Consider the following 24,866-nt stretch of genomic DNA (forward strand, 5'->3'; position numbering starts at 1 on the left):
GGAGAAGAGATTCGTGGCGGCGCCTTGTTCCGAGCAACTCTGCGTCGCAGGCAATCCAGCCGTGGCCTAGATCAATGCCTCATGCGACAGCGCAAACGACGGCTCGAAGACGTCCTTCACGGCCAGCGTGAAATCGTGGCTGGTGACGTTTCCGGCCGCGTCATAGGCTTCCGCGGTGAAGGTCAGGCTGTGGGTGCTTTCGTAGTCGATCGCCGCCTTCGTCTGGATCTTGTTGCCGACGAGCTTGAAGATGCCGTCAGCATCGTCCGTCAGCCGCCATTTCACCGTGTCGCCTTCAGGATCGACGGCCGTGAGAAGGCCGACCGAGGTGCCGTTCGCGATATTCTCGGAGACCGAGCTGCGCGAGAAGGTGAGGTTGGTCGGGGCCTTGTTGACCGGCGTCTCGTTGACGTCGAGGACGTTGATCGTGATGTCCTTTTCGACCGTGACCTTGCCGTCGGAAACAGCGATCTTGATCGTGTGCGACTTGTCCGTCTCGTAGTCCAGCGCCTTCGAGGTGACGATGCGATTGCCATTGAGCCGGAAGTGATCGTCCGCGCCGTTGATCAGCGTGTAGGTGAGGGCATCGCCGTCGGCGTCCTTGGCGCTGAGCAGGCCGACCGTGGTCCAGATCGGGGTGCTCTCCAACAGGGAGGTTTTCGAAAGCTGGATATTGGTGGGAGCGCTGTTGCTACCGTCGGGCGTGAACTTTCCCTTGGCGAAATCGTAGACGCCGTCGGCAAAGCGGGCGAATTCAACGTCGGTCAGCGTATCCTTGCCCTCCAGGGCGCTCGTCAGGATGTGGCTGCCATTGTTCAACGCGAAGGAGTATTTGGCGAAATTGCCTGAGAAGACCGCCGTATCGATGCCCGCACCGCCCAAAAGCACGTCGTTGCCGGCGCCGCCTTCGAATTTGTCATTGCCGCCGGTTCCGTAGAAATAGTCGTCGCCGCCGCCGGTCTTGACGTCGATGCCGAAGGCGGTGCCGAAGATGTCGACGTGGCGGTTTGCCAGTTCGTCGGAGAGGTCGGCATGGGCGCTGTCGGTTAAAGTCAGTGCGAGGACGTCGTTCTCATAGCCCGGCATTTCGTATTTGACGATCTTGTCGAAGCTTTCGAACTGCGCGGCCGAAGCAAGAACCTCGGCTCCCGCCGTTTCAAGTATTTCGACGTTCTTAATCGTCAGGCCGGCAAGCCCGATATATTCCATGCCGGTGCCTAACGTCGGCTCGATGACACGCAGCGTGTCAATGCCGGCGCCACCGTCGATCACTCCGGAAATCGAGGAAGAGTGTGTCCGCAAGGTGATGGCATCATTGCCGTCGCCGGCGTCGATATTGAAGGTCTCGGGGGTGGTGGAAACATTGTCGCCGTCGAAGATCGCGTCGTTGCCCGCGCCGCCGGTCAGCTTGTCATTGCCGCCATTACCATAGATCGTGTCGTTGCCAATGCCGCCGTCTAGAATGTCATTGCCAGCGGCACCGTATAGATGGTCGTTGCCGCCGCCGGTCTTGACGTCGATACCGGAGCCGGTGCTGCCGATGGTGACCGAATTGTTTGCCAGTTCGTCGGAAAGATCGAGATGGCCACCGTCCGTCAATCTCAAGGAGATGGGAAACTGCTCGGTCGCACCGGTCGAGCTGATGATCTTGTCGAAGCTTTCGAACTGAGCGGACGATCCTCTAGTCTCGCCCACCGACACGTCGAGGATTTCAAAGTTCTTGATCGTCAGGCCCGTCATATCAGTTGCTCTTAGCGTGTCGATGCCGTCGCCGCCGTCGACTGTTCCTGACATCTGGCTGAAGAGGCCCGAACCCAAACCCACGGTATCGTTGCCACTTCCGGCATCGATATTGAAGATTTCCCCACTATCGCCAATACTGTCGTCACCTGCGCCACCCTTGATGATGTCATTGCCGAGACCGCCGGATAGCGAGTCATTGCCGTCTCCGCCGTCTAAAGTGTCGTTGCCAGCGGTACCGCCCAGACGGTCGTCGCCGCCACCCGTCGTCACGTCCATGCTGGAGCCAATGCCGATGATTTGGACCTTACGGCTTCCCAGCTCGTCGGAAAGATCGAGATGGGCGCTGTCCGTCAATTGCATGAGGATGATATTGGCCGGATTGTCCGTGTTTGTGATCTTGTCGAAGCTTTCGAACTGCGCCGCCGAGCCGATAGCCCATGTTCCCGTATCAAGGATTTCGAAGTTCTTGATCGTCAGGCCAGTCAGAAGACCGGCTTGCAGCTTGTCGGTGCCGGCACCGCCATCGACGGTTCCGGAATCGGCGATGCTGTCATAGCTCTGCAAGATCACGGTGTCATTGCCATCGCCGGCATCGATGTCGAAGGCTTCGGAGCTAATGCCATTGGAAATTTGGCCATCCATGATCTTGTCGTTGCCGACGCCGCCCCTGATCACGTCGTTTCCGTTGCCGCCGTCGATGGTGTCGTTGCCAGCTCCGCCGGTCAACCGGTCATTTCCTGCATTGCCGTCGATGACGTCGTCGCCGGCGCCTCCGTCCAGGATGTCATTTCCGCTGAGCCCGGTGAGGTGGTCCCTGGTACCGCCGGTGGTGACGTCGATACTGGTGGTGTCCTTGTCAGGAGAGATGTAGACCACGCTGGGTCCGATCTCCTGCGAGAGATCGACATGAGCGCTGTCCGTCAATCGCAAGGTGATCGTAGGAGTGAAGCCGGGACCGAGGTTGGGGGTGATAATCTTCTCGAAGCTTTCGAACTGCGCGGACGATCCGGTAACTTCCAATCCTTGCGTGTCGAGGATTTCGAAGCTTTTGATCGTCAGGCCGGTCAAATTGGTGGCTTGCAGCGTGTCGACACCGATACCGCCATCGACTTTACCGGAGGGCGTGCTGCCAGGCATCTGTGACAATAACACGGTGTCCTTGCCCTCACCGGCATCGATATTGAAGACGCCGGTCGTAGAACCTTCATCGACAATCAAATCGTCGCCGGCACCACCCTTGATGACGTCATTGCCGGCGCCGCCGAAGAGCTTGTCGTTGCCGTCGCCGCCATTCAGCACGTCGTCGCCAGCTTCGCCTTTGATCAGATCGTCGCCAACGCCACCGCTTAGCGTGTCTGCACCGTCACCACCCGAGATGGTGTCATTGCCTGCGCCCGTCGTGATCGTGTTGTCACCGCTCGAGCCCGTCACGTTTGCGGAAACCGAGCCCAGTTCGTCGGCCAGATCTGCCACGCCGGAATCGGAGACGACCAGAGTGACGGCGGCGAGGGGAGTGGCTTCAGAGTGGCGGATAACGTCGTACGCTTCGAACTCAGCGCCGGTCCTGGTAAGCGTGGCGCCGTTCGTGTCCAGAATATTCAAGGCCATATATATCTTTCCCCAAAAGATGCGTTGTACTCGGCAATATGAGACATCCCCGAAAGAACTGTTTTATTGCTCGGCGGACGACAACCCCTCGGTGATCTATGCCAATCTCCGATTAAGTTTTCAATGCAAAATTGTGTCTTTTGATTGCTTTTTTAATGAAAAACTAAGGATGAAATACTGGGGAAACGAGTTTTAATTTGAGAACTCAATGCGATATTTTGGTCTCCTAAATAGTATTACCTTTCATTTTTGAGTGAGATGCTCTCGCGAAAATTGTGTTTTCAGTGGGTTCTTCGGTGGTGCCGCGCCGCGCGACCATCCCCGTTGCTATCGTAGGTTGGTGCTAGCTTCGACTTGTCCGGCTTTCCGCGCGGGAGGTGTCACACGAGCTTGATGAGGCCTGCTTCCGTGGGTCTGAAGCCGCAGGCGCGGTAGAGGCCGGTCAGATGCGGCTCGAAATCGACATGCAGCCACTCTGCACCCCGCTCCCGCGCAACCCGCGTCGCTTCCCTGACCAGCCGCGTCGCGATCCCCTGCCGGCGCATGTCAGGGTGAACTGACGTGTCGAGGATGAAGGCATGAATGCCGCCATCCCAGGCGACGTTGACGAAGCCGGTAAGCTGGTTGTCGTGGTAGGCGCCGATATGGGTGAGGCTGCGGGAGAGGATGGCGGCGAAGTCACGCGGGGCGGGGGCGCCCCAGGCGGCGGACCAGAGGGCGTTGAATTCGGCGGCGGAGGGGAAGGGGTCGATGCGGAGTTCTGGCATTGGTGACGGCTCCTTCCCTCACGCTCGCGGTGTTTTGGATGACGTGACGGGCCCTGGCGCGTGTCCTGATATAACCTAAACCTGCCCCCATATTTTTTGCAGTGGCGTTCCAAGGTATTCAGCCATTGCAAGTGCCGTTCATCGAACTGCATATCCCCATGGGTGGAATTGAGTTCAGAAGGTCAAGGAGACTTCGCGGCTTCCACTATAGCGGGAAATATGCCAGTCATTGAATCATTTCAATTAGTCGGGGAGCAATCTGTGGCTGCACGAAAGAGCGTAGTAATTCATCCAACTATAAAGGAGGCGCTTGGTTACGACGTCAACGATAGTGATGGCAATGTCATCAAGGACTGGAAATCTAGGACGCGCAGGGTATGTAAGCCATGCTGGGAGCTTAAATATTGTCCGTATGGTCCCTTCGTTGAGCAATCCCCATTGTTGCCAGTTGTGCGATCTGATTCAGAGGAGCAGATCCGCTATTTCAAGGAATGTATTGAGACTGGCCTTGTCGGTTCCATAAGCGAGCTAGATGACGATGACGTGGCTGAATACAAGGCATGGTTAAACGACGAAGACCTCTTGGTTGCTCAAGCGATAAACAGGTTGCAGCGGGATGCTGCATTGGAGACGGCTTCCCAACTTGATAGTGACGAGGCCAAAATAGCAAATTGGCTAGGCGGACCGTTGCCATCCATTCAAGAATACAGAGTTTCATTTGAGCAAGAGCATCCCTCTACGAATGAACGTGACCACACCCCAGAATTTTGGGCCAAGATTAAAAAGGAGGTATCCAGAATTCGGAGCGAATACCGAAATGCAATCAAGGATAGAAAATACGATTATAGACAGCCACTGGAGCCGGCGCGTTTGGCTTGGTTTAAGAAGGTAATTGCAGAATACGATTCTGCTTCTCACCCAGAGACGATTCCAGAAATTTTTGAAGATTCAAGATGTAATATATTTGGCCATATCTGTCCTGTTTTCTTTGTTGCCGAAGCAATAACCGAGACCAACGAACAAAGAAAGTTTGGAAGGCACAGCATCCCTTTCGCCACGCGTATAAGAATAGTTAGGCGAGACAACTATACGTGCCAGCATTGCGGCAAGCACCTTAGGGATGACGAAGTCGAGTTCGATCACATCATCCCGGTCTCGAAAGGAGGTAGCTCTGAGGAGCACAATATTCGTCTCACTTGCTTCGATTGCAATCGAGATAAGAGCGATAAATATGTCCCGTAATCTGTCAACCTAGCCAACTGACCTGAGTTCTTTTTTTGGTTCAGATAGCTGCATGTGTGATTGACACGGGGGAGTTTCTTGAATGCCAATCGCAGATTGATTGCCTTTAAGCCAACGCAACAGTGTCGTTCATTCCGGAGCATCGGAGCGAGTTGTTTCCAAATGAGCCATTTTAGGAGATGGCGTCTTGCGCCAGATTTTGGATCAGTTCCGCTACGAGGGGCAACCTCACCGCCCCGGCCGCCCAGTCTTCCCCTTCGTCCGGCCCTTGCGCTTCTGCTCGCCCGGGTCCTCATAACTCCCCACACCCGTCTTCCCGCGCACGACCGGCCGCACGTCGTCGCGCTCCGGCTGCCCTTCAAGCAGCGGTGAAAACCGCTTCGTGCTCTTGGCGGCTTCCGGCTTTTCCGGCAGTGCGCCGATGACCGGTTTTTCCGTTCGGCCGACGGTCATTTCGTCGAGGTCGTTCTTGCGGAAGAGGGTTTTCTTGGCGGGTTCGGCGATGTCGCGGCCCATGTCGTCGAGATGGGGTTTGCGGAAGAGGGGGGTGGTGGCATCGGTGCCTGGGCCCATGTCGTCGAGGCTGGGTCTTGAGAAGTAGGAGGGTGTGGCCCCCTCATCCGCCCTGCCGGGCACCGACCGGGGTCGAGCCGCTTGTCTCGACCCGTCCTCCGGACCCCCGGCGGGGAGAAGGGACTCGCGGGTCGCTTTGGCGCTCCGTATGACGCCTTCCATCGCCTTTGCTTCCTCGCGCGCCATCGGGTCGTCCATGGCGGCGAGTTCCACGGCTTTGAGGCGTTTGATTTCGTCGCGGAGGCGGGCGGCTTTTTCGAAGTCGAGGTCGGCGGCGGCGTCGCGCATGCTTTTTTCGAGGGCGTTGAGATGGGTCTGCAGGTTGTTACCGACAAGGTTGCCGCCATCGGCGAAGCCCTTGCCCGAGGCGCCCGAGATATCGGCGCGGACGTGGTCGCGTTCGTAGACGGAGTCGAGGATGTCGTTGATCCTGGCCTTGACCGATTCCGGGGTGATGCCGTGTTCCTGGTTATAGATCATCTGCTTTTCGCGGCGGCGGCTGGTTTCCTCCATCGCCCGCTTCATCGAGCCGGTGACCTGGTCGGCATAGAGGATGACCTTGCCGTCGACGTTACGCGCGGCGCGGCCGATCGTCTGGATCAGCGAGGTTTCCGAACGCAGGAAGCCTTCCTTGTCGGCGTCGAGGATGGCGACGAAGCCGCATTCGGGAATGTCGAGGCCCTCGCGCAAAAGGTTGATGCCGACGAGCACATCGAAGGCGCCGAGGCGGAGATCGCGCAGGATCTCGATACGCTCCAGCGTGTCGATGTCGGAGTGCATGTAGCGGACGCGGACGCCCTGCTCATGCAGATATTCGGTCAGGTCCTCGGCCATGCGCTTGGTCAGTACGGTGCAGAGGGTGCGGTAGCCCTTGGCCGCGGTCTCGCGGATCTCGCCGAGCACGTCGTCGACCTGGCTGCGGGCCGAGCGGACCTCGACCGGCGGGTCGATCAGGCCGGTCGGGCGGATCACCTGTTCGGCGAAGACGCCGCCCGATTGCTCCATCTCCCAGCCGCCGGGGGTGGCCGAAACAGCGATGGTGTCGGGGCGCATGGCGTCCCATTCCTCGAAGCGCAGCGGCCGGTTGTCCATGCAGGAGGGCAGGCGGAAGCCGTATTCGGCCAGCGTCGCCTTGCGCCTGAAGTCGCCCCGGTACATGCCGCCGATCTGCGGCACGGTGACATGGCTTTCGTCGATGAAGACGAGGGCGTTGTCGGGGATGTATTCGAACAGCGTCGGCGGCGGGTCGCCGGGGTCGCGGCCGGTGAGGTAACGCGAATAGTTCTCGATGCCCTGGCAGGAGCCTGTGGCCTCGAGCATTTCGATATCATAGCGGGTGCGCTGCTCCAGGCGCTGGGCCTCCAGCAGGCGGCCGGCCTTCTCCAACTCGGCGAGGCGAAGCCTGAGCTCCTCCTTGATCGACTTGATGGCGCCGTTCAGCGTCGGGCGCGGGGTGACATAGTGCGAATTGGCGTAGATCTTCACCGATTTCAGGTCGCCGACCTTCTGGCCGGTGAGCGGGTCGAACTCGGTGATCGCGTCGATCTCGTCGCCGAACATCGAGATGCGCCAGGCGGCATCTTCCAAGTGGGCGGGGAAGAGTTCGATCGTGTCGCCGCGCACGCGGAAGGAACCGCGGGTGAAATCCATGTCGCGGCGCTTGTATTGCTGGGCGACGAGGTCGGCGAGCAGCTGACGCTGATCGAGCCGGTCGCCGACCGACATCTGGAAGGTCATCGCCGTATAGGTTTCGACCGAGCCGATACCATAGATGCAGGAAACCGAGGCGACGATGATGCAGTCGTCGCGTTCGAGCAGCGAGCGCGTTGCCGAGTGGCGCATGCGGTCGATCTGCTCGTTGATCGAGGATTCTTTCTCGATATAGGTGTCGGAACGCGGCACATAGGCTTCCGGCTGGTAATAATCATAGTAGGAAACGAAATATTCCACCGCATTGTCGGGGAAGAAATTCTTGAATTCGGAATAGAGCTGGGCGGCCAGCGTCTTGTTCGGCGCCAGGATGACGGCCGGGCGCTGCGTCGCCTCGATCACCTTGGCCATGGTGAAGGTCTTGCCGGAGCCGGTGACGCCGAGCAGCACCTGGCTGCGGTCGCCATTCTCCAGCCCCTCGACGAGATCGCGGATCGCGGTCGGCTGGTCGCCGGCCGGCTCGTAATCCGACTGCATGCGAATGGCGATGCCGCCTTCGGATTTGTCGGGCCGGGCAGGGCGGTGCGGCGTCCAGATCTTGCCGTTCTTGTGCAGCGGATTGCCGCTCTCGATCAGCGCCGACAGCGCCTCGACCGTGGCGGTGACGGCCGTGCCGGCCTGCAGCGACGAGGCCTCCTCCAGCGTCGTATCCATGCCGGAGACGGGATTGAGGCCGGCGGCCGCGCGCGTCTTCGGATCGGTCGAGCCGCCCATGGAGGTGCCGCGCGCCGATTTCGAGGCGGCGATCTCCACCTTCTTGCGGTGTTTGCCGGCCTTGGAGGCGATCTGGCGCTGGGTCTCGACGCCCGAGGCCTCGGCATCGGCCTCCAGCTGCTTCACCCAATCGGCGACGGAGCCGGAGAGCGGTGCGCCCTCGAAGGACGATTGAGGGGCTTCCTCGAAGCCATTCGGGGCGGGGGATTTCTTCGGAGATCTGGCCATGGCGGGAATATGGAGAGAGTCAGCGCGAAAGGGAAGAGGGAAAGAGTACAAAAGGGAAACGAATGAATCGTTCGGGATTTCGAATAGTGGGGCGCGCGCAATTCGTCTGCACACGGCATGTACCTGTTTATCCGACGGAATTCAGGCGCGTCTATATTTTGAATCAGGCGGTGTCCGACAGTAAATAGTTCGGCTTCTCACCGTTACGCCCGAGCAGAAGCGACACGTTGTTCTGCCAGGATGAATATTGCATCGGAAAAATTCCTCCGTGAATGCGTAGACACCCTCTGATGTTGTATATTTGTTGCTCACTAGCGCACCGATGGAAGATATGATAGGAATATCACAAGGCAATCCCAGATCAGAAAATCCTATAGCTAGCGAAATTGTATCGTCTTACCTCCTTTCAGAAAGGCTGTTTGCACATGTCTCCGCTTCTCCTTCTGGCGCTTAAGCTTTTCCCGACCATTCTCGAAAGTATTTCCGGTGCACGCTCGTCAAACGTTACAGCAACCGTCGAGAAGGTTGTAACCGATATAGTCGGCACGTCTGATCCGCAGGTGGCGGAGCAGAAGCTTCAGGCGGATCCTGCTCTCGTGCTCAAAGTGCAGATCGCGCTGGCAGAGATCGCGCGCGATGAAAAGAAGCTGGAGCTGGATGCCGCGCTGGCGTCATTGAATGCCCGGCTGGCCGCCGAAGCCGATGCCCGAAAAGTCGCTCTGGACGCTGTCATCGAGGGTTACAAGGCGCAGCTTGCACTGGCGACGGCCGATCAGAAAGCGGAGCTCGACCAGCGCGCCCAGGATCGGGTGGAAACGGCAGGGGCCCAGGGGTTGCTGACCGCTCTTGTGGACAGGGGATCACCGATCTCCTATCTGCCAGCCATTCTTTCGATTATCGTCACGGTCGGCTTTTTTGCATTCCTCACTCTTTTTATCCTCATGAAGAATAGGCTGGAAGCTCCAAGCTTCGGCGTGCGCCCAAGGAGGTGCTCGACCAGATCCCCACTCTCAACCGGGACCAGATTGCCGGTCTGTTCGCACCGCGGTCCGACTTTGTCACACAGATCATCAACATATGCGTCGGCTCGCTGACCGCTGCTTTTGCGACGGTCATGAGTTATTGGCTCGGTTCATCCCAGGGTTCCCGCAACAAGGATGCTCTTGTCGCGGGCATGCAGGAGCGCAACGCCCAGAGCCAGGCAACCCAGGCAAAAGAGAGCGCCGAGGTCGCCAAGGATGCCATGGCGAAGGTGAGTGCTTCTCAATCCGCGGCCGCGGAGCGAGCGGGTCCTGTTGCGGATGTCAAAACGCCCGAAGCTGCTGTCGACGCACCATCGGCTTCAATTGGCACGAAGGCTGGCGAGACGGTGAAACCCGCGGCGCCGAATGTTGTCACCGAGGCGCTGCCGGAGCTGACGCAACTGCATCGGCATTTCCCCGGCAGCGTCACCTGGTCGCTCACGGCAGCCGGAATTTCGATCGAGGGTGCCAGCGCGCAGGGCACGATGGGCGAGCCCAAGACAGTCCGGAAGATATGGTCCGAATTCGGAACTCTCTGTGCGGATGCGTCGAAGCGCTATGGCGTGCCGGTGGAATTGATCGTGGCAACCATCGCGACGGAAAGCAGCGGCGATCCGAATGCCCGACGGCAGGAGCCGCAGATCAACGACGAAAGCGTGGGGCTGATGCAGACACTCGTGGCAACGGCGCGTTCGGCAACCGGACGCCCGAGCTTGCGCGGCGACGACCTGCTTGATCCCCGGACCTCGATCGAGGCGGGCACGGCCTATATCGCCTCGCAGCGTGGATCGACCCATTTCGATCCGCCATTGGTCGCCGCGGCCTATAATGCAGGCTCTCTGAGGCTTGACTCGGGAAGCGCCAATCGCTGGAAGCTGCGTTGCTTCCCCATCGGAACGGGAACGCATATAGACCGGTATGTCAGCTGGTTCGGCGACGCCATGCGCGTTTCCGGCGATGACGACTGGAGCCGCACAAGCGGATGTCCCACATTTGCGGCCATCCTTGGATCGACGGGCGTCGCCGCGGCGGCAAATCTCGACGTGTCCTCACCGGATTTCCCACCGCGTCCGGCATTTCGTCCGCTGCTCACCCTGGAAGACAAGCAGGCGCTGTTCGGGAAATTCGATTTCGATCCTGAACCCGCGCCGGGAAATCCCGAAAACATCAAGATCCTTGGCGGCTGGGAAGCGAAGAACATCGTTTCCGTGAAGATCCCGATAAAGAGTTTTTTAGGGAAGCCCGGCCCGTTGACGATGCAGTTTCACAAACTTGCAAAGGACCAACTGGTCGCGATGTGGCTTGAATGGGAGAGCGCGGGATTGCTCGATCGCATTCTGACCTACGATGGCTCCTTCGTGCCGCGGTTTCAGCGCGGAAGCACGACCAAGCTCAGTAATCATGCCTTCGGCACGGCCTTCGATATCAACGCTTCCTTCAATCCGCTCGGTGCGGAGCCTGCTCTGATGGGCGAAAAGGGATGCGTGCGGGAACTGGTTCCGATTGCAAACAAGCACGGCTTTTACTGGGGCGGACATTTTCTGTCACGGCAGGACGGCATGCATTTCGAAGTCGCGAAACTGGTCTGAGTTTCCGGCGCAGGTTGCCTGCCAACCAGCCACCAGGGATGTCGGGGAATGGGGGGCGGGGAGGCAGGCATTGAGCGATATCCCGCCATCACGCGGAGCGCTGGTCCGCCGGCCCCTCCAGCCGCGCGAGGTTCAACGCACTGTTGATCAACCCGACATGGCTGAAGGCCTGCGGGAAGTTGCCGAGCATGCGGCGGGCGGCGGGATCATATTCTTCCGCCAGAAGCCCGACATCGTTGCAGATACAAAGCAGCCGCTCGAACAGGCGCAGCGCATCGTCGCGGCGGCCGATCATGCCGAGGGCGTCGACGAGCCAGAAGCTGCAGGCGAGGAACGCGCCTTCGCCTGGCGGCAGGCCGTCGTCCACCTCCTGCGTCTCGTAGCGCAGCAGCAGGCCATCGCGCAGCAGCTTGCGCTCGATCGCCTCGACTGTCGCGACATAGCGCGGATCATCAGGCGGGATGAAGCCGACCATGCCGAGATGCAGCAGGCTGGCATCAAGCGCCTTGGAGCCGTAGGCCTGCACGAAACAGCCGAGTTCGGGATCGAAAGCCTTCTCGCAAACCTCGGCATGGATGTGATCTGCGAGCGTGCGCCAACGTGCGGCGGCCTCGGGCTCGCCGTCCGCCTCGGCAATCTGGACGGCGCGGTCGAAGGCCACCCAGGCCATGACCTTCGAATAGGTGAAATGCTGGCGCTGGCCGCGCACCTCCCAGATGCCTTCATCGGGCTCCACCCAGATTTTTTCGAGAAAGGGCAGAATGGCCGCCGCCAGTTCGCGTTCGCGGTGATGCGGCGGAAGCCCGCCCTTGCGGGCCTGCAGCATGGCGTCGGCCACCTCGCCATAGACGTCGAGCTGCACCTGTTCGGCAGCGGCATTGCCGATGCGTACGGGTGTCGAGCCCTCGTAGCCACTCAGCCAGGGAACCTGCCATTCCAGCAGATTGCGCTCGCCCGCGACGCCATACATGATCTGCATCTGCGCCGGGGCGCCGGCGACCGCGCGCAACAGCCAGCGGCGCCAGGCACTGGCTTCCTCGTAATAGCCGAGTTTCATCAGGGCGAGCAGGGTCAGCGTCGCGTCGCGCAGCCAGCAATAGCGGTAGTCCCAGTTGCGCGGCCCGCCGATCTTTTCCGGCAGGGAGGTTGTCGCCGCGGCGACGATGCCGCCCGTCGGCATGTAGGTCAGTGCCTTGAGCGTGATGAGCGAGCGTTTGACCTGTTCCGTCCACCGGCCCACTTTCGGGCAGGTCGCGGCAAAGGATTGCCAGAATTCCTCCGTGTCCGGCAGCGCATATTCCACCTGCCGCTGAGCCGGCTGCGGCATATGCGAGGGGGACCAGGTCAGGATGAAGATCTGGCTCTCGCCAGCCGCAACCTGGAAGGAGCCGACCGTGCTCAGGCCGCGGCCTTCGAGCGGGACGGCGCAATTCAGGGTTAGCCTGTCCGGGCCGGCAATGGCGGTGATGCCGCCATCCTCGCCATGCGTGACCCAGGGAACGGTTCGGCCGTAATCGAAGCGAAGGTTGAGCTCCATATCGAAGGCGACAGTGCCGCTCCTGCCCTCGACGATGCGCATCAGATCGCTCGTGCCATCGCGAAGCGGCATGAAGTCGATGAGAACGGCGGTGCCGGTCTCGGTCTGAAACTCGGTTTCGAGAATGAGCGTGTCGTTGCGGTAGCGGCGCGTGACGCGGACATTTTCACCTGACGGTGACAGCGACCAGAAGCCGTTATCCTCGGCGCCGAGCAGGGCGGCAAAACAGGCGGGAGAATCGAAGCGCGGAAAACAGAGCCAGTCGATCGAGCCGTTCTTCGAGACGAGTGCGGCGGTTTCGCAATCGCCGATGAGCGCGTAGTCCTCAATGGGTACCGACACCGGAGCCTCCTTTGCATAGCAGTCGGGCTTTTAGGTAGAGGCCGTGCGCGGAGGTCAAGCGCGGAAACTAACGGGGCGGTAGGCGTGCCGGCTATCATGCAAACTCCGGATATCAATGGGGGCATCGCCAGCAATGCCAAGCCGAAATGGAAAGTGTCGATAAATAAAAGTCTGTGGTTGAAGGCTCTGCCGCCTCCCGCATTGCGCGCGCCGATGTTACAGCTGCTGCGGGAATTGGGGACCATTCATGAACAAAATAATCATTGCATTCGCGGCCGCCGCGGCAGTGGCCAGCTGCGCCAAACGTCCTGACGCCATCGTCCAGGTCGATATTCCGATGGCCGCCTATACGAACCTCAGTTGCGAGGCGCTCGCAGTGGAACATAAGAAAGAGAAGGCCAAACTCGACGACCTGTCCAAGCAGCAGATCAGCGCAGCGAACGGCGATGCTTTCGGTGTTTTCCTCGTCGGCGTCCCCATCGGAAGCGTCGCCGGGGGAGACAAGGAAGGGGAAATTGCCGCGTCCAAAGGCAAGGTTTCTGCCATGCAATCCGCTGGACTGAGCAAGGGCTGCAAGCTGCCCAGCTGACAGCCGGGGGCGGTAACCATCGAGATCGGCCCGGCCAAAAGTGAGGCGTTGGCCGGCGATCCCGCTTTCAATATCCATTCGCCACCCGTCGTTTCTTCGCCCAAAGACCGACGACATTCGTGAAATGCCGCGCAGCGATCGTCCGCACCCTCGTATCGGAACCGAAATCGGCCTTCCGCAGTTAGTTTCCTGTGACTTAAGCTTCAGGTACAACTGCCATTAGCGATCATTCTGCCTTTTGGGAAAACCCCATCTCGATCGACCTTGATTCCGGCGAACGGCTGGTTCTTCGCTCACCGCAGGATGCGCTTTATGCACTCGTCTCCGACTGGCCGGTCAATGGCGGCGTCCACCAGCAAAGGGCGATCGATTTCTGCCGCGCCTGGCTTGCCGGGCGGATGCCGGCCGAGACGGTGCGGCAGGCTTTCATCCTGGCCGCGCTGGAAGCCGGCGTGTCGATCAATGATGATGAAGACGGGGCAGAAGCCGCGGTTGTGAATCCTCCAGCATAGAAGGAGCGACGCCGGCTACATCCAGGCTTCACGCGGCCCGGTATTCCGCAGCACCAACAATATTCCTTTCATGTATTGCAAATATTATTCCCGCTGTGTTTGTAGGAAATACGCAGCGTCGCCGCGTTCCGATTCTTTGGGGATTCAACTGAATGAGAATAACAGTCCTTGCTTGTGCCGCTCTGCTGATGCTGGCCGGCTGCAACGCCCCCGTGTCGCAATCCGTTGCAGATTCCCAGCATCCTCCCTCGAATGACGTCCGGCAGAACTTCATCAATATCGTGTTCAAGAGAAGTTATCGGCACGAAGCAGGAGAAGTCGTATGGGCCCGCATTTCCAGCGTGGTGGTGCTTGAACCTGAGAAAAAGATCTATGCTTACTGCGTCCGTTTGGTGCCCAAGCGCGGCTGGGGAGACTGGGCCTACCTCGGCGTCTCCTTTACGGATGGCAAAATATTAGGCGCGACGGTGAATGACGATCGCTGCCGCGACAAGCGGCTGCGCTACTACCCGTTTCCTGAGCTGACCGGCATGAAGACCTGACGCAGGGGCGAGGGCTCCGGCCGCGTCGTCGTTCAAGGCTTTGTTGAACGGCGGCGCGACGGCGTCGTTGAGGCGCGGCATCCTCCAACCTTCCTCATGCTGAGGTGCGCAGCCCGCAGGGCGGAGCCTCGAAGCACAGGCCGCGACATTGCTGCTTTCAGCCATCGCCTTCAGGAAACCCGTTTCATCAACTTTGGTAGAGGGAGATCCAACTGAATGAAAATTAAACTCCTTGTTTGCGCTGTCCCGCTGGCACTGTCTGGCTGCCAGACTCCGGCGCCCCAGTCCGTTGTAGATTCCCAGCGGCCGCCTTCCAGCGCGGTTCGACGCGAATACGTCGACGCTTTGCGGGGAACCATTAAACCGGGGAACTTCGTGAAGGCCGAGATTTCCAGCGTGGTTCTGCTTAATCCGGAAAAGCAGATATATGCATATTGCACGCGCACGACGGAACGTGCCTACCCAAACTGGTCCTATATCGGCCTGGGCTTGCAACACAACATGATACTGTACCTGAAAAAGAACGACTATCGCTGCCACGACGAACGGCTGCGTTACTATGATTTTCCCGAAATGCGTAACATGAAATACTGAGAGAGAGGCGAGGCGCTTGGCAGCCTCGCGATCACCTTCCGGCCGCCGTCCTGCTCAAACCGTGAGAAACATCCCCACGCTCGCCGGCGCACCATCCTCAGAAAACGGACGCCCTGGAGTCATCCACGGACGGCGCTCTGCAATACCATACAAGGACGGCAATCGTTCCAATGGGAAACAGAATCCCAAGAAGCTGGTGCCATCCGCTTTTGTTGATGTCGTGAAAACGCCGCGCGGCCATTGCGATTGAGGGAAGAAACGTCGCCAGCGACCAGATCCCGTTCAATGTTGCGGTTCGATCAACAAGGTACAAAACGATGCTGACGAGAGCGACAAAGAGCGCCGAAAACCAGAATTCCGATCGGCTCGCTCTACCGCTGAAATCCACATATTTCTTGAAGTAGCTGCTGATCGCCTGGCCGAAACCCATTCCCGGCGGCAGGCCGCCGAAGCGGTTCGGCCCGGCGGCCGGTTTTCTGAAAATGAAGAACAACGGCACTGCTAGCGGGATCAAGACGACCAGCCAGTGAAAGAGAGAAAAACCACCCATGAGATACCCCAACGATTTGAATGGCATAGAGATAAGCTATGTTCGTTTGCGGAAGATTAATTGGCGTGCAATGTGACGCGTTCGGCAATCACAACGCGAGAAACGGCGGCTGCCACGTTGAGGACAGTATAGACGCTTGGAGGAGTTGGCGGCGCGGTTGGCAGCTCAGGGCTTGACCAGAACTCGTGCCTGCACCGGCTGCTCGATGCCCTTGAGCACAAGCATGCGGGTTTCGGCGCCTGCGGCGAGATCAGCGGCCTTCGCCGCCGTTTCGGCCGAGATCAGGATCTCGCCGGCGGCAGCCTGGGATTCGAGCCTTGCGGCCTGATTGACGACGCCGCCGATCGCGGTGAAATCGCTGCGAAAGCTTGAAAATTCGCCGATCTGGACCTCACCGGAATGGATGCCGACGCCGACGCCGAGGGTGCGGCCGGGCAATGCCTCAAGCGTCAGACCGTTCAGTGCGGTTGCGCAGTTTCGCTGGATCTCCTGCGCGGCCAGGATCGCCGCGCCGGCGTGATCCTTTCTGACAATAGGGAAATTGAAGATCGCCATCAGGCCGTCGCCCATCTGCTTGTTGACGATGCCGTCATGCGCCCAGATTGCCTGCGCGCAGCGATCCTGGAACAGGCTGACGATCTCGCTCAGCTGCACCGCCTCGATGCGCTCCGAAAGATCCGTGAAACCCCTGATATCGGCAAACAGGATCGTGGCGTCGACGGTGATCTGGCGCTGCTTCTTGACATATTGGAAGGAGCGCTCGCAGATCGTGCAGATATCGGGGTTCATCTTGCTGCGGGTGATGCCGAAGGCGCGGAAGGGTAAGGCAAAAGGGCCGCCGATCGGGATCGGCATGTGCATCTGATCCCAGCAGCCGCGGCAGATCCTGGCGCTGCCGTGTCTGGCCGGCTCCGTTGATGAGGCTGTCGTCATATCCAGCAATCCGTCGGCTGATAGCGAAAAAATGAGCTTCCGACACTCGCCTGCTTTTGGCAACTCTGCTGATGGTTGGGGTGACGATGGATTGAAGTATTTCGTCCGGCCCCATCCTTATCGGACATGTCGCAACTAAGTTGAATATCGCCCGGCCCGACGATAGCATCGCGCTGGGACATACTGTAGGATATTGTTAGTAATACATTCGCTCTCCAGGAAAGACCGGGGATGGAGCGCCGTCTTGCAGCAATCCTGATCGCTGATGTCGTCGGTTACAGTCGATTGAGCCAGATCGACGAAGAGGGCACCCGCGCGCGTTTTCAGGCAGACCAGAATGACGTCTTCGAGCCGGCGCTCGAGCGTCATCACGGCCGGCTGGTCAAAACCATGGGCGATGGTCTGCTGGTCGAATTTCAGAGTGTCGTCGATGCCTTGCGCTGCGCGGTGGAGATTCAGCAATTGAAAGCCACGCAGAGTGCCGCGGCGCTGCCGGAGCATCGGCTCGAGTTCCGGATCGGCATCAATCTCGGCGATATCATCGTCGAGGGCGAAGACATCCAGGGCGACGGCGTCAATATCGCCGATCGAATGCAGGCGCTGGCGGAACCGGGCGGCATCGCCATATCGGGCACGACATACGACCAGGTGAAATCGAAAGTCCCGGTCGGTTTTGCTTCGCTCGGCGAACAGCGGTTGAAGAGCATCGCCGAACCGACCCGGGTCTACCGCGTCCTGCTTGAGCCGACCGCCGCCGGCAAAACCCTCAAGACCCGCAGGCGCCTGCCGAGACGCCGCCTCGTTGCCGGCATAGCAGCGGCCGTCGTCCTTGCTTTTGCGGGCGCAGCACTCTGGTGGCAGCCGTGGATGGCGGCAAAACCGCCGGGTCCTGGCGAACGTTTCGCCTATCCGCTGCCGGACAGGCCTTCGGTCGCGGTTCTGCCCTTCATCAATGTCAGTGGCGACACCGAGCACGACCATCTCGCAGAGGGTCTGACCGACGACCTGATCACCGAATTGTCCAAAGTATCGGGCCTTTTCGTCATCGCCCGCCATTCGGTCTTCGCCATCCAGGACTCCGTCGGCAAAATCCAGGATGTGGCCGCCGAACTCGGCGTTCAGTATGTGCTCGAAGGGACCTTGCAGCGCGCCGGGCCGCGGCTGCGGATCAATGTCAAACTGATCGACGCGGGCACCGGCCTGTCGCTCTGGGCCGAGCGCTACGACCGCCAATATGCCGACCTCTTCGCCGTTCAGGACGATGTGATCGGCAAGATCATCTCGGCCCTGTCGGTCAAGCTCAGCGCGCGCGAGCGCGACCAACTGGCCCGGATCCCGACCGAAAATCTCGAAGCCTACGATTATTACATGAGGGCAGAGCAGGAGGGTTTCATCTTCAGGGATGTCGATACCTATCGCCGGACCCTGTCCTTTTACCAGAAGGCGATCGATCTCGATCCGGGCTTTGCTAATGCCCATGCGGGAATCGCCCGCGTGGCCGTCGATGTCTGGCGCAACGACTATAATTACCTCTGGTCGGCCGCCGTCGCCCGCAAGATCGCCTATGACGCAGCCGGGCAGGCGCTCAAGCTCGATCCAAACAACGCCAGGGCGCACACCGTGCTTGCCCTGCTGCAATGGGTGGACGGGCGCGAGACGGAGGCAGGGAATTCCGCAAAAATGGCTGTCGCGATGCAGCCGAACGATGCGGAGGCCGCCGCCAACCTCGCTCTCATCCTGGTCCACACCGGCAGCAGCGGGCAGGCGGTCACTGAGATGGAAAAGGCTTTGCGGCTCGACCCATCACCGGCGTCGAGCTTTCAGCTGCTGGCGGGGATCGTCTTTTATACTGCGGGTGATGATCAGCGGGCGATTTCCCTGATAGAGCCGACGCTCGACAGCCTGCCGAAGGTCGAGCCCGCGCGCGAATATCTGGCGGCGGCCTATGCGGATCAGGGCAATGAAACCAAGGCCGCGGCGGAGACGGCAAAGCTGCTGGAGCTGTTCCCGGAAAGCAATCTCACCTATTACAGCTATCTCTATGATTACTGGCGGGACAGCGACCTTCAGCGTCATCTGGCCGGATTGCGAAAGGCCGGCATTCCCGAATGGCCCTTCGGTTTTGCAGGCAAGCAAACCGACCGGCTCGGCGAGGCAGAGCTGCGCAATCTCGTCGACGGCAAGACGTGGACCGGCAAGCACAAGAACGGCACGGATTTCATCCAGTATTTCGACAAGACTGGAAACACCGCCTATCGCAGCGCGAATACCAACATCACCGGCGTCGTCGAGGTGCGGGGCGACAGAATCTGCGAAAAATTCGACGGCTATTTCCTCGACCGGATGGTGTGCGGATATATTTACCGCAACACCTCCGACGAGCAGCGTGACCGGCCATACATACACGTCACGCCGCGCGCCTTGACGTTCTTTGCACCCGCACCCTGAGGAGCCAGGCGTTGCGGCCTCATTTCGTAGCCGGTTGCTGCCAGACGGTGTGCATCTTTTCCGAAATCAGTGTCTGCTGAACTTCGGACCAATGTTTCTTCGAGTCGGTCACCTTGGTCGGATTCTTCTCCATGCCTTCCGCCGCGCCGGGGTCATAGCTCAAATACAGTTTGCCATCGATGATCCGCCAGGCTTTCGGATCGATATTGGTGGTCACTGTCCCGAAAGACACGCCGTCGGCGCAATAGCCGCCATATTGCGGCGCATATTTGGACGGATCGCCCTTGAAGAGATCGCGATTTCTAGCGCTGGAGAAATACCAGGTCGCGCCAAGCCAGTGGTGGGAATATGTCTCGGATCCTTCGACGGCCTGGTTTTCAGTGAAGTAGGCGACCGGGTCATAACCCTTGATCGCGATATCGCCGAAATAGCCGGTATTGACGAATTCCTCGGCCCCCGCAGGCTGAAGGAAGGAAAGCAGCATCACCGTAGCGCCAACAGCCACGCCCAGCCGGCTTCCGCATTTTTGCACATGATAAAACATAACAAGCTCCGTTCCCGGACGCGGTCTGTTACTTCAAGCGAAATGCTATTGCCGTTTGGTGCATTCCTTGTAGAGCGGTTCGCCCACAAGCTCGGCTTTCTGGCAAACAGCACCGGCTTCCATGAGTAATTTGGCCGTATCCCAATGCGCCCGCCACCCGGCTTGAGTGAGAGGCGTGTACCCGTTTCTTTCCGTCGCTTCGACATCCGCATTTGCAGTCAGCAGAAAAGCCACCACCTCGGTATGGCCCTCTTCGGCGGCGCCGTGCAGCGGCGACATCTGATAGAAATTCTTCCTGTCGTTGACATCAGCTCCCTCGGCGACAAGCCGTTTCACCACCTCCAGATTTCCTGCATAGGCTGCCGCATGCAGTGCCGTCAGCCCGCCCTTGTTGCGGATTTCGATGTCGGCGCCGCGATCCAGAAAAAGAGCGACGACATCGGCATGGCCGGCCAATGACGCGATAATCAGCGCCGGCTCGCCCGCCTCATCGAGCTCCGACAGATCGGAGCCCTGGTCCAGCAACCGTGTGACGCGGGCGATATCGCCGTCCTTGGCCGCCTGATGCAAAGGACCTGCCCATGCCGGCAGGACGCCAATGACAAGCGTAGCAACAGTCGCGATAAAAATATTCACGGGCACGATCTCGGTTTGATCAGGGTTCGTATGCGCCGTTTTGTGGCGTTGTAGCACGTGTGCAATTCGTAAACAAGATTACGCTAATGGACGCGCTCCCGGCCAACACCACTCGCGCGCCAAGGCTGCGACCGACGGTTTCAGGGAATACGGTCACACTTGTTACTCCCCCTGTTCGATTTCCGATGCGAAACTATCTCAGACCAATGCGCGATGAACCGAGCTTCCAAGCCTGGGAAATCGCCCCAATGAGGAGATTGAAAGCCATGACTGCTTCAGCCGAGAATGGAAAAAGCGGACAAGCCATGCACAAGCCACCGGTCGTGTCGCCGCAGGCCTGGGAGGCGGCCCGCGCGCAACTGCTCGTCAAGGAAAAGGCTGAGACCCGCGCCCGCGACGCACTCGCCGCCGAGCGCCGACGCATGCCGTGGATGGCGGTCGAGAAGGCCTATGCGTTCGAAGGTCCTCAGGGCAAAGTCAGCCTGCTCGACCTGTTCGACAACAGACACCAGCTCATCCTCTATCGCGCCTTCTACGAGCCCGGCGTGTTCGGCTGGCCCGAACATGCCTGCCGCGGCTGCTCGATGGTCGCCGATCAGGTCGCCCATGTCGCCCATCTCAACGCCCGCGACACGACGTTGGTCTTCGCCTCGCGCGCGCCACAGGCCGACATTGCACGGCTGAAGGCGCGGATGGGCTGGACGATGCCGTGGGTCACCATCACCGATAGTTTCGACACGGACTTCGGCGTCGACGAGTGGCACGGCACCAACGTGTTCTACCGCGACGGCGAGCGCATCTTCCGCACCTATTTCATCAACAACCGCGGCGACGAGCAGATGGGCGGCACCTGGAACTACCTCGACATCACGCCGCTCGGCCGCCAGGAAGTCTGGGAGGAATCGCCCGATGGCTATCCCCAGACCCCGACCTACAAGTGGTGGAATTGGCACGACAGCTATGTGCCGGACGCCGAGCCCGACAAGAAATGGGTCGAGGTCTCCGATGCCGGCGAGGCGGCGTTCCGGGCCGAGAGCGCAAACGAGAAACCGTAGGGTCGGTCCGGCCGTATCCACCGTCCCGTCCCGGCAGGAGGATACGGCGGTCCGTCTGAAAGTCCGGCGAACCGCAAATGACGACGCATCAGCAGGGCAGGTCGTGGCGCCGCACGTCCGCAAAGCCCGGCACCGCGTCGGCGGTCGTCGACAATCGGGTCAACGATTGACGACTGGGCGACGGGGGCGGTGTCCCAGAACGCGCTTGCGCCATACCGTCGCCTCTGCACCTTCTGCGCGCAAAATTTCACCGACATATCTCCTTACTGTCACGGAACCATGCTAGATTTCGCGGGATTTCCAGGGGAGGCGGGCATGGATACGGATTTTCGTGTGACCGGCAGGAATGCCGCTTCGCTTTTTGCGCTGACCATCCATCGCGGCGACGGCATGGTGCTGCTCGGCATGGACTGGAAGAATGGCCGGCCGCCGATCGATTTCGTCGGTTTCGCCATCCAGTATCGTGAGCCGGATACTGATTTCTTCAAGACGGTGCATAACCGCATCGGCTTTCCCGGCCAGCCGGTTCCCGAAGATGGCATCCGCACCACCGAAGCGCCGATCCAGAAGTTCCGCTGGGTGCATTTTCCCTTCAATGCCGATCTGCCCGGCAAGTTCACCTACCGCGTCACCCCAAAGTTCATGGATGCCGCGGGCGCACTGACATCAGGCGAGGCGCAGGAGGCGGAACTGGCGCTGATGCGCGAAACCATCCCCGGCAAGCTCAACGTCGCCTTCACCCGCGGCTTCGTCTCGTCGCAGGCCTTCGTGCGCAATTTTGCCGCCGGCGGACCCATCATCACGCTGGTGCCACCGGATGGCGACCAGGGACTGGACTTCGTGCCGACCCATGCCGATGCCGAGCGGGCACTCGCCTGGATGGGCTTCGAGGCGCGAGCCGAAACGCTTGATCTGCTCGACAGGGCGCACGCTGCCGGCGCCGAGGTGTGCGCCATCGCCTATGACCTCAACCTGCCCGAGGTGGTCACCCGGCTGGAAGCGCTGGGGCCGAAGCTCAAGATCATCATCGACGACAGCGCCAGCACCAAGGGCCATGGCCGCCCGAATTCGCCGGAGACGAGGGCGGCGGAGCGGCTGATCGCCTCGGCGGGTGCTGCCAACGTCAAGCGCCAGCATATGGCTAACCTGCAGCATCAGAAATCGATCGCGGTCCGCGGTGGCGGCATTTCGACCGTGCTCTACGGTTCGACCAATCTCAGCTGGCGCGGGCTCTATGTACAGTCGAACAACAGCCTCGCCGTCCACAGCGACAAGGCGATCGAGGATTATTTCACCGCCTTCGAGAGCTATTTCACCGCCAAGCGCGCCGACCATTTCCGCGCCTCGCCGAGTTCTGCCGGCTGGATCGATCTTGGCCTTGACGGCGTCGACGCCAAGGTCGCTTTCTCTCCGCACAGCGACGCCAATGGCCGGCTGGACGAGATCGGCGCCGATATCGATACCGCGCAGTCCAGCGTGTTCTTCTCGCTCGCCTTTCTCGGCCAGATGACCAAGGGGGCGATCGGCCCGGCATTGGGGCGCGCCCTGGAGCGCCCCAATATGCATGTGATGGGCATTGCCGATGCCGAGGTGCGGGCCGGCAATCTGGGCCTGACCGTGCTCACTCCCGACAACCGTCGGCGGGTGGTACGGTCGGCGGCGTTGACGGGCAACGTGCCGCCGCCCTTCGTAACCGAGCCCTCGGGCCTGTCAGGCGTCGACGGCAAACAGCGCGGCACGAGGATGCACCACAAGTTCGTCGTGCTCGACTTCGACAAGCCGACGGCGCGGGTCTATCTCGGCTCCTACAATTTCTCCGAACCCGCCGATGACGAGAACGGCGAGAACCTCGTCGTCGTCCGTGACCGCACGGTGGCGACCAGCTACATGATCGAGGCGCTGCGGATGTACGACCACTACATCTTCCGCGTCGCCTCCGAAGCAAACGACGGCGCCGCCCGCCCGCTTGAGCTCAAGCGCCCGCCCCAGCCCGGCGGCACACCGTGGTTCGAGCGCGACTGGACCGACCCCATCCGCGCCCGCGACCGGGAGCTGTTTTCGCGGGCGGAGTAATGTTGCCGGTCACGACGGCCCTTAAACCTCAACCATTCCACGCGGGCGATATCGAAAGGCGCAACAGGCATTCGACGGACGGCTGCGGTGAGACGGTCCTTCGCATTCGGGACGATTGCCTTGTCCGTCGAAGAGTATGCATAGTGGCTGACCGCATGACCGACGCGCCGGGACCTGGCGTCCCGAAGTCAAATTAATACCTTGCCGGTTGCCAACATATTCTTCTCAAGGTGGAAACATTCCGGGGACGGTTGCGTTGTACCCGCTACCGGTAGTGCGCCTGACAGCACGCTAAAGAGGAGGCTTATTCATGAAGGTCATGATTGTTGAAGACGAGAATTTTATTGCTCTGGAGCTCGAACGCATCGCGCAGGAGGCTGGACACCAGACTATTGGGCCGGTTTCGACGGTGGAGCAGGCTCTCGCCCACGCTCAAAGAAGCGATGTCGCGCTCGTCGATCTCAGTCTCTCCGATGGGCTGAGCGGCGCTCAGCTCGCGCGCCGGCTGATCGACCGCCATCGGGTTGACGTCATCTTCGTGACCGGCAGTCCCGAAAATGTCGGGCACGGTATCGAAGGCGCGCTTGATGTGATCTCCAAGCCCTTCACCGACGAGAGGATCGCCAGCGCGCTCTCGCGGGCGGAGGAGCGACGTAAAAACTTCGACAGCAGCAAGGCTGCTTTGTGAACAGCAGCAAAGCTGCGTTGTGATAAGAAGGAGATCGACGTCATTCAGGCTGCTGGTGCCCAGCCCGAGGAGATAGTCCGGATGAAACACGCACTCATTGCCGTTCTCTTCGCTCTTTCGGGCTGCGCCAGCGCAGGGGATCCGCAGCCTCTTCCCGGCAGCCTGACCTATGGCGGAAAGGTCCTCCATTCCCCCTATCGTCCGGGAACGGTGGTCAAGAATACCTTTCTTGGCGATTTCGGTTACCGTGTGTTCGAGACCTATGTCGTCCAGCCGGATGGGACGCTCAAGCTCACATCCCAGAGCACGGGACCGGACTTCCTCTGGCAGTGAGGAGGTGCCGGTTCCTCAGTGCCCAAGAGAAGGAATGAGTTTCAAGATGCCGTCCAATGAGAGGCTGACGGCTCGTGCGCTTATCCCAATGGGTGCTCGTCTGCTTTCGCCTTCGTCCTTGGCAATTGAATGTTGCACTGCGGTAGAGATCTCGTCTATACCGCAGGCATTCACCACGGACCCGGTGAGATCCCGGGTGGCTCTTCTGGCCGCCGATCCGCCAGACAACGCAAAACCTGCATGCCATCACGCGACCGCTCGAAAGAGTGGGTTCGGCCATGCTTTGCGAGAATC

Annotated in this window: 20 protein-coding genes and 1 other annotated feature; of the genes, 12 read left to right on the forward strand and 8 right to left on the reverse strand. The window is 60.0% G+C overall.

Annotation, left to right across the window (positions count from 1 at the left end):
* Positions 1 to 66: 66 nt before the first annotated feature.
* A complete protein-coding gene (locus tag C3Y91_RS30195) occupies positions 67 to 3,351 on the reverse strand; it encodes a metal-binding protein (protein WP_130692072.1) in 3,285 nt (1,094 codons plus the stop codon).
* A 380-nt stretch (positions 3,352 to 3,731) separates the two neighbouring features.
* Positions 3,732 to 4,118 carry a GNAT family N-acetyltransferase gene (locus C3Y91_RS30200; RefSeq protein WP_130692070.1) on the reverse strand — a complete coding sequence of 129 codons (387 nt, stop codon included), beginning with the start codon at positions 4,116 to 4,118 and terminating at the stop codon, positions 3,732 to 3,734.
* Between the two features lie 261 nt (positions 4,119 to 4,379).
* Here C3Y91_RS30200 and C3Y91_RS30205 point away from each other — a divergent pair, with 261 nt between their 5' ends.
* Entirely contained in the window at positions 4,380 to 5,360 is a 981-nt protein-coding gene (locus C3Y91_RS30205) for an HNH endonuclease (protein ID WP_165447869.1), read from the forward strand.
* A 228-nt stretch (positions 5,361 to 5,588) separates the two neighbouring features.
* On the opposite strand, the gene uvrB is transcribed toward C3Y91_RS30205, so the two are convergent.
* On the reverse strand, positions 5,589 to 8,585 hold the full coding sequence (gene uvrB, locus C3Y91_RS30210; protein ID WP_168576143.1) for an excinuclease ABC subunit UvrB: 2,997 nt from the start codon (positions 8,583 to 8,585) through the stop codon (positions 5,589 to 5,591).
* Positions 8,586 to 9,010: 425 nt separating this feature from the next.
* On the opposite strand from uvrB, the gene C3Y91_RS30215 reads away from it, so the two are divergent.
* Positions 9,011 to 9,679: a hypothetical protein gene (locus tag C3Y91_RS30215; RefSeq protein ID WP_168576144.1), complete on the forward strand. Its 669-nt coding sequence runs from the start codon at positions 9,011 to 9,013 to the stop codon at positions 9,677 to 9,679.
* Between the two features lie 20 nt (positions 9,680 to 9,699).
* Entirely contained in the window at positions 9,700 to 11,196 is a 1,497-nt protein-coding gene (locus C3Y91_RS30220) for a transglycosylase SLT domain-containing protein (protein ID WP_168576145.1), read from the forward strand.
* 88 nt (positions 11,197 to 11,284) lie between these two features.
* Here the strand turns inward: C3Y91_RS30220 and C3Y91_RS30225 are convergent, their stop codons facing one another.
* Positions 11,285 to 13,075 (reverse strand): glycoside hydrolase family 15 protein, encoded by a 1,791-nt coding sequence (locus tag C3Y91_RS30225; protein ID WP_130791693.1) that lies wholly within the window; start codon positions 13,073 to 13,075, stop codon positions 11,285 to 11,287.
* A 247-nt stretch (positions 13,076 to 13,322) separates the two neighbouring features.
* Between C3Y91_RS30225 and C3Y91_RS30230 the strand changes: the two genes are divergently transcribed.
* The 4 genes from C3Y91_RS30230 to C3Y91_RS30245 all read left to right on the forward strand — a co-directional run bounded on the left by C3Y91_RS30230 (position 13,323) and on the right by C3Y91_RS30245 (position 15,312).
* On the forward strand, positions 13,323 to 13,664 hold the full coding sequence (locus C3Y91_RS30230; RefSeq protein ID WP_018074466.1) for a hypothetical protein: 342 nt from the start codon (positions 13,323 to 13,325) through the stop codon (positions 13,662 to 13,664).
* A gap of 281 nt (positions 13,665 to 13,945) precedes the next feature.
* Complete coding sequence (locus tag C3Y91_RS30235; protein WP_032989381.1) at positions 13,946 to 14,176, forward strand: DUF982 domain-containing protein; 231 nt, start codon at positions 13,946 to 13,948, stop codon at positions 14,174 to 14,176.
* A gap of 152 nt (positions 14,177 to 14,328) precedes the next feature.
* Positions 14,329 to 14,718 (forward strand): hypothetical protein, encoded by a 390-nt coding sequence (locus tag C3Y91_RS30240; RefSeq protein ID WP_024322393.1) that lies wholly within the window; start codon positions 14,329 to 14,331, stop codon positions 14,716 to 14,718.
* Between the two features lie 216 nt (positions 14,719 to 14,934).
* Positions 14,935 to 15,312: a hypothetical protein gene (locus tag C3Y91_RS30245; RefSeq protein ID WP_024322392.1), complete on the forward strand. Its 378-nt coding sequence runs from the start codon at positions 14,935 to 14,937 to the stop codon at positions 15,310 to 15,312.
* Positions 15,313 to 15,409: 97 nt separating this feature from the next.
* Here C3Y91_RS30245 and C3Y91_RS30250 read toward each other — a convergent pair whose 3' ends face one another.
* A complete protein-coding gene (locus tag C3Y91_RS30250; protein WP_018074470.1) occupies positions 15,410 to 15,889 on the reverse strand; it encodes a DUF805 domain-containing protein in 480 nt (159 codons plus the stop codon).
* Between the two features lie 138 nt (positions 15,890 to 16,027).
* Entirely contained in the window at positions 16,028 to 16,795 is a 768-nt protein-coding gene (locus C3Y91_RS30255) for an adenylate/guanylate cyclase domain-containing protein (protein ID WP_020397676.1), read from the reverse strand.
* A 231-nt stretch (positions 16,796 to 17,026) separates the two neighbouring features.
* On the opposite strand from C3Y91_RS30255, the gene C3Y91_RS30260 reads away from it, so the two are divergent.
* Positions 17,027 to 19,243, forward strand: coding sequence for an adenylate/guanylate cyclase domain-containing protein (locus C3Y91_RS30260; protein WP_018074472.1), 2,217 nt, complete (start codon positions 17,027 to 17,029; stop codon positions 19,241 to 19,243).
* A gap of 19 nt (positions 19,244 to 19,262) precedes the next feature.
* Here C3Y91_RS30260 and C3Y91_RS30265 read toward each other — a convergent pair whose 3' ends face one another.
* Together C3Y91_RS30265 and C3Y91_RS30270 are read right to left on the reverse strand one after the other, a co-directional pair.
* Complete coding sequence (locus C3Y91_RS30265; RefSeq protein WP_018074473.1) at positions 19,263 to 19,787, reverse strand: YHS domain-containing (seleno)protein; 525 nt, start codon at positions 19,785 to 19,787, stop codon at positions 19,263 to 19,265.
* A 45-nt stretch (positions 19,788 to 19,832) separates the two neighbouring features.
* The gene (locus C3Y91_RS30270) at positions 19,833 to 20,480 is read right to left on the reverse strand and encodes an ankyrin repeat domain-containing protein (protein ID WP_130791692.1); all 648 of its coding nucleotides are present in this window, start codon (positions 20,478 to 20,480) and stop codon (positions 19,833 to 19,835) included.
* A 209-nt stretch (positions 20,481 to 20,689) separates the two neighbouring features.
* Here C3Y91_RS30270 and C3Y91_RS30275 point away from each other — a divergent pair, with 209 nt between their 5' ends.
* The 4 genes from C3Y91_RS30275 (at position 20,690) to C3Y91_RS30290 (ending at position 24,572) form a co-directional block, all read left to right on the forward strand.
* Positions 20,690 to 21,478: a DUF899 domain-containing protein gene (locus C3Y91_RS30275; protein ID WP_024322388.1), complete on the forward strand. Its 789-nt coding sequence runs from the start codon at positions 20,690 to 20,692 to the stop codon at positions 21,476 to 21,478.
* Between the two features lie 315 nt (positions 21,479 to 21,793).
* Positions 21,794 to 23,551, forward strand: coding sequence for a phospholipase D-like domain-containing protein (locus C3Y91_RS30280; RefSeq protein WP_018074477.1), 1,758 nt, complete (start codon positions 21,794 to 21,796; stop codon positions 23,549 to 23,551).
* A 310-nt stretch (positions 23,552 to 23,861) separates the two neighbouring features.
* Positions 23,862 to 24,239, forward strand: coding sequence for a response regulator (locus C3Y91_RS30285; RefSeq protein WP_018074478.1), 378 nt, complete (start codon positions 23,862 to 23,864; stop codon positions 24,237 to 24,239).
* A gap of 81 nt (positions 24,240 to 24,320) precedes the next feature.
* Positions 24,321 to 24,572, forward strand: a complete 252-nt coding sequence (locus C3Y91_RS30290) for a hypothetical protein (RefSeq protein WP_018074479.1) — start codon at positions 24,321 to 24,323, stop codon at positions 24,570 to 24,572.
* Positions 24,573 to 24,746: 174 nt separating this feature from the next.
* Positions 24,747 to 24,802: a sequence feature (sul1 is cis-regulatory element that is thought to sense ions involved in sulfur or methionine metabolism; They are found in Alphaproteobacteria), on the forward strand.
* Positions 24,803 to 24,866: the final 64 nt, after the last annotated feature.

It is taken from the genome of Rhizobium ruizarguesonis (assembly GCF_012349115.1).
Classification (GTDB): Bacteria; Pseudomonadota; Alphaproteobacteria; order Rhizobiales; family Rhizobiaceae; genus Rhizobium; species Rhizobium ruizarguesonis.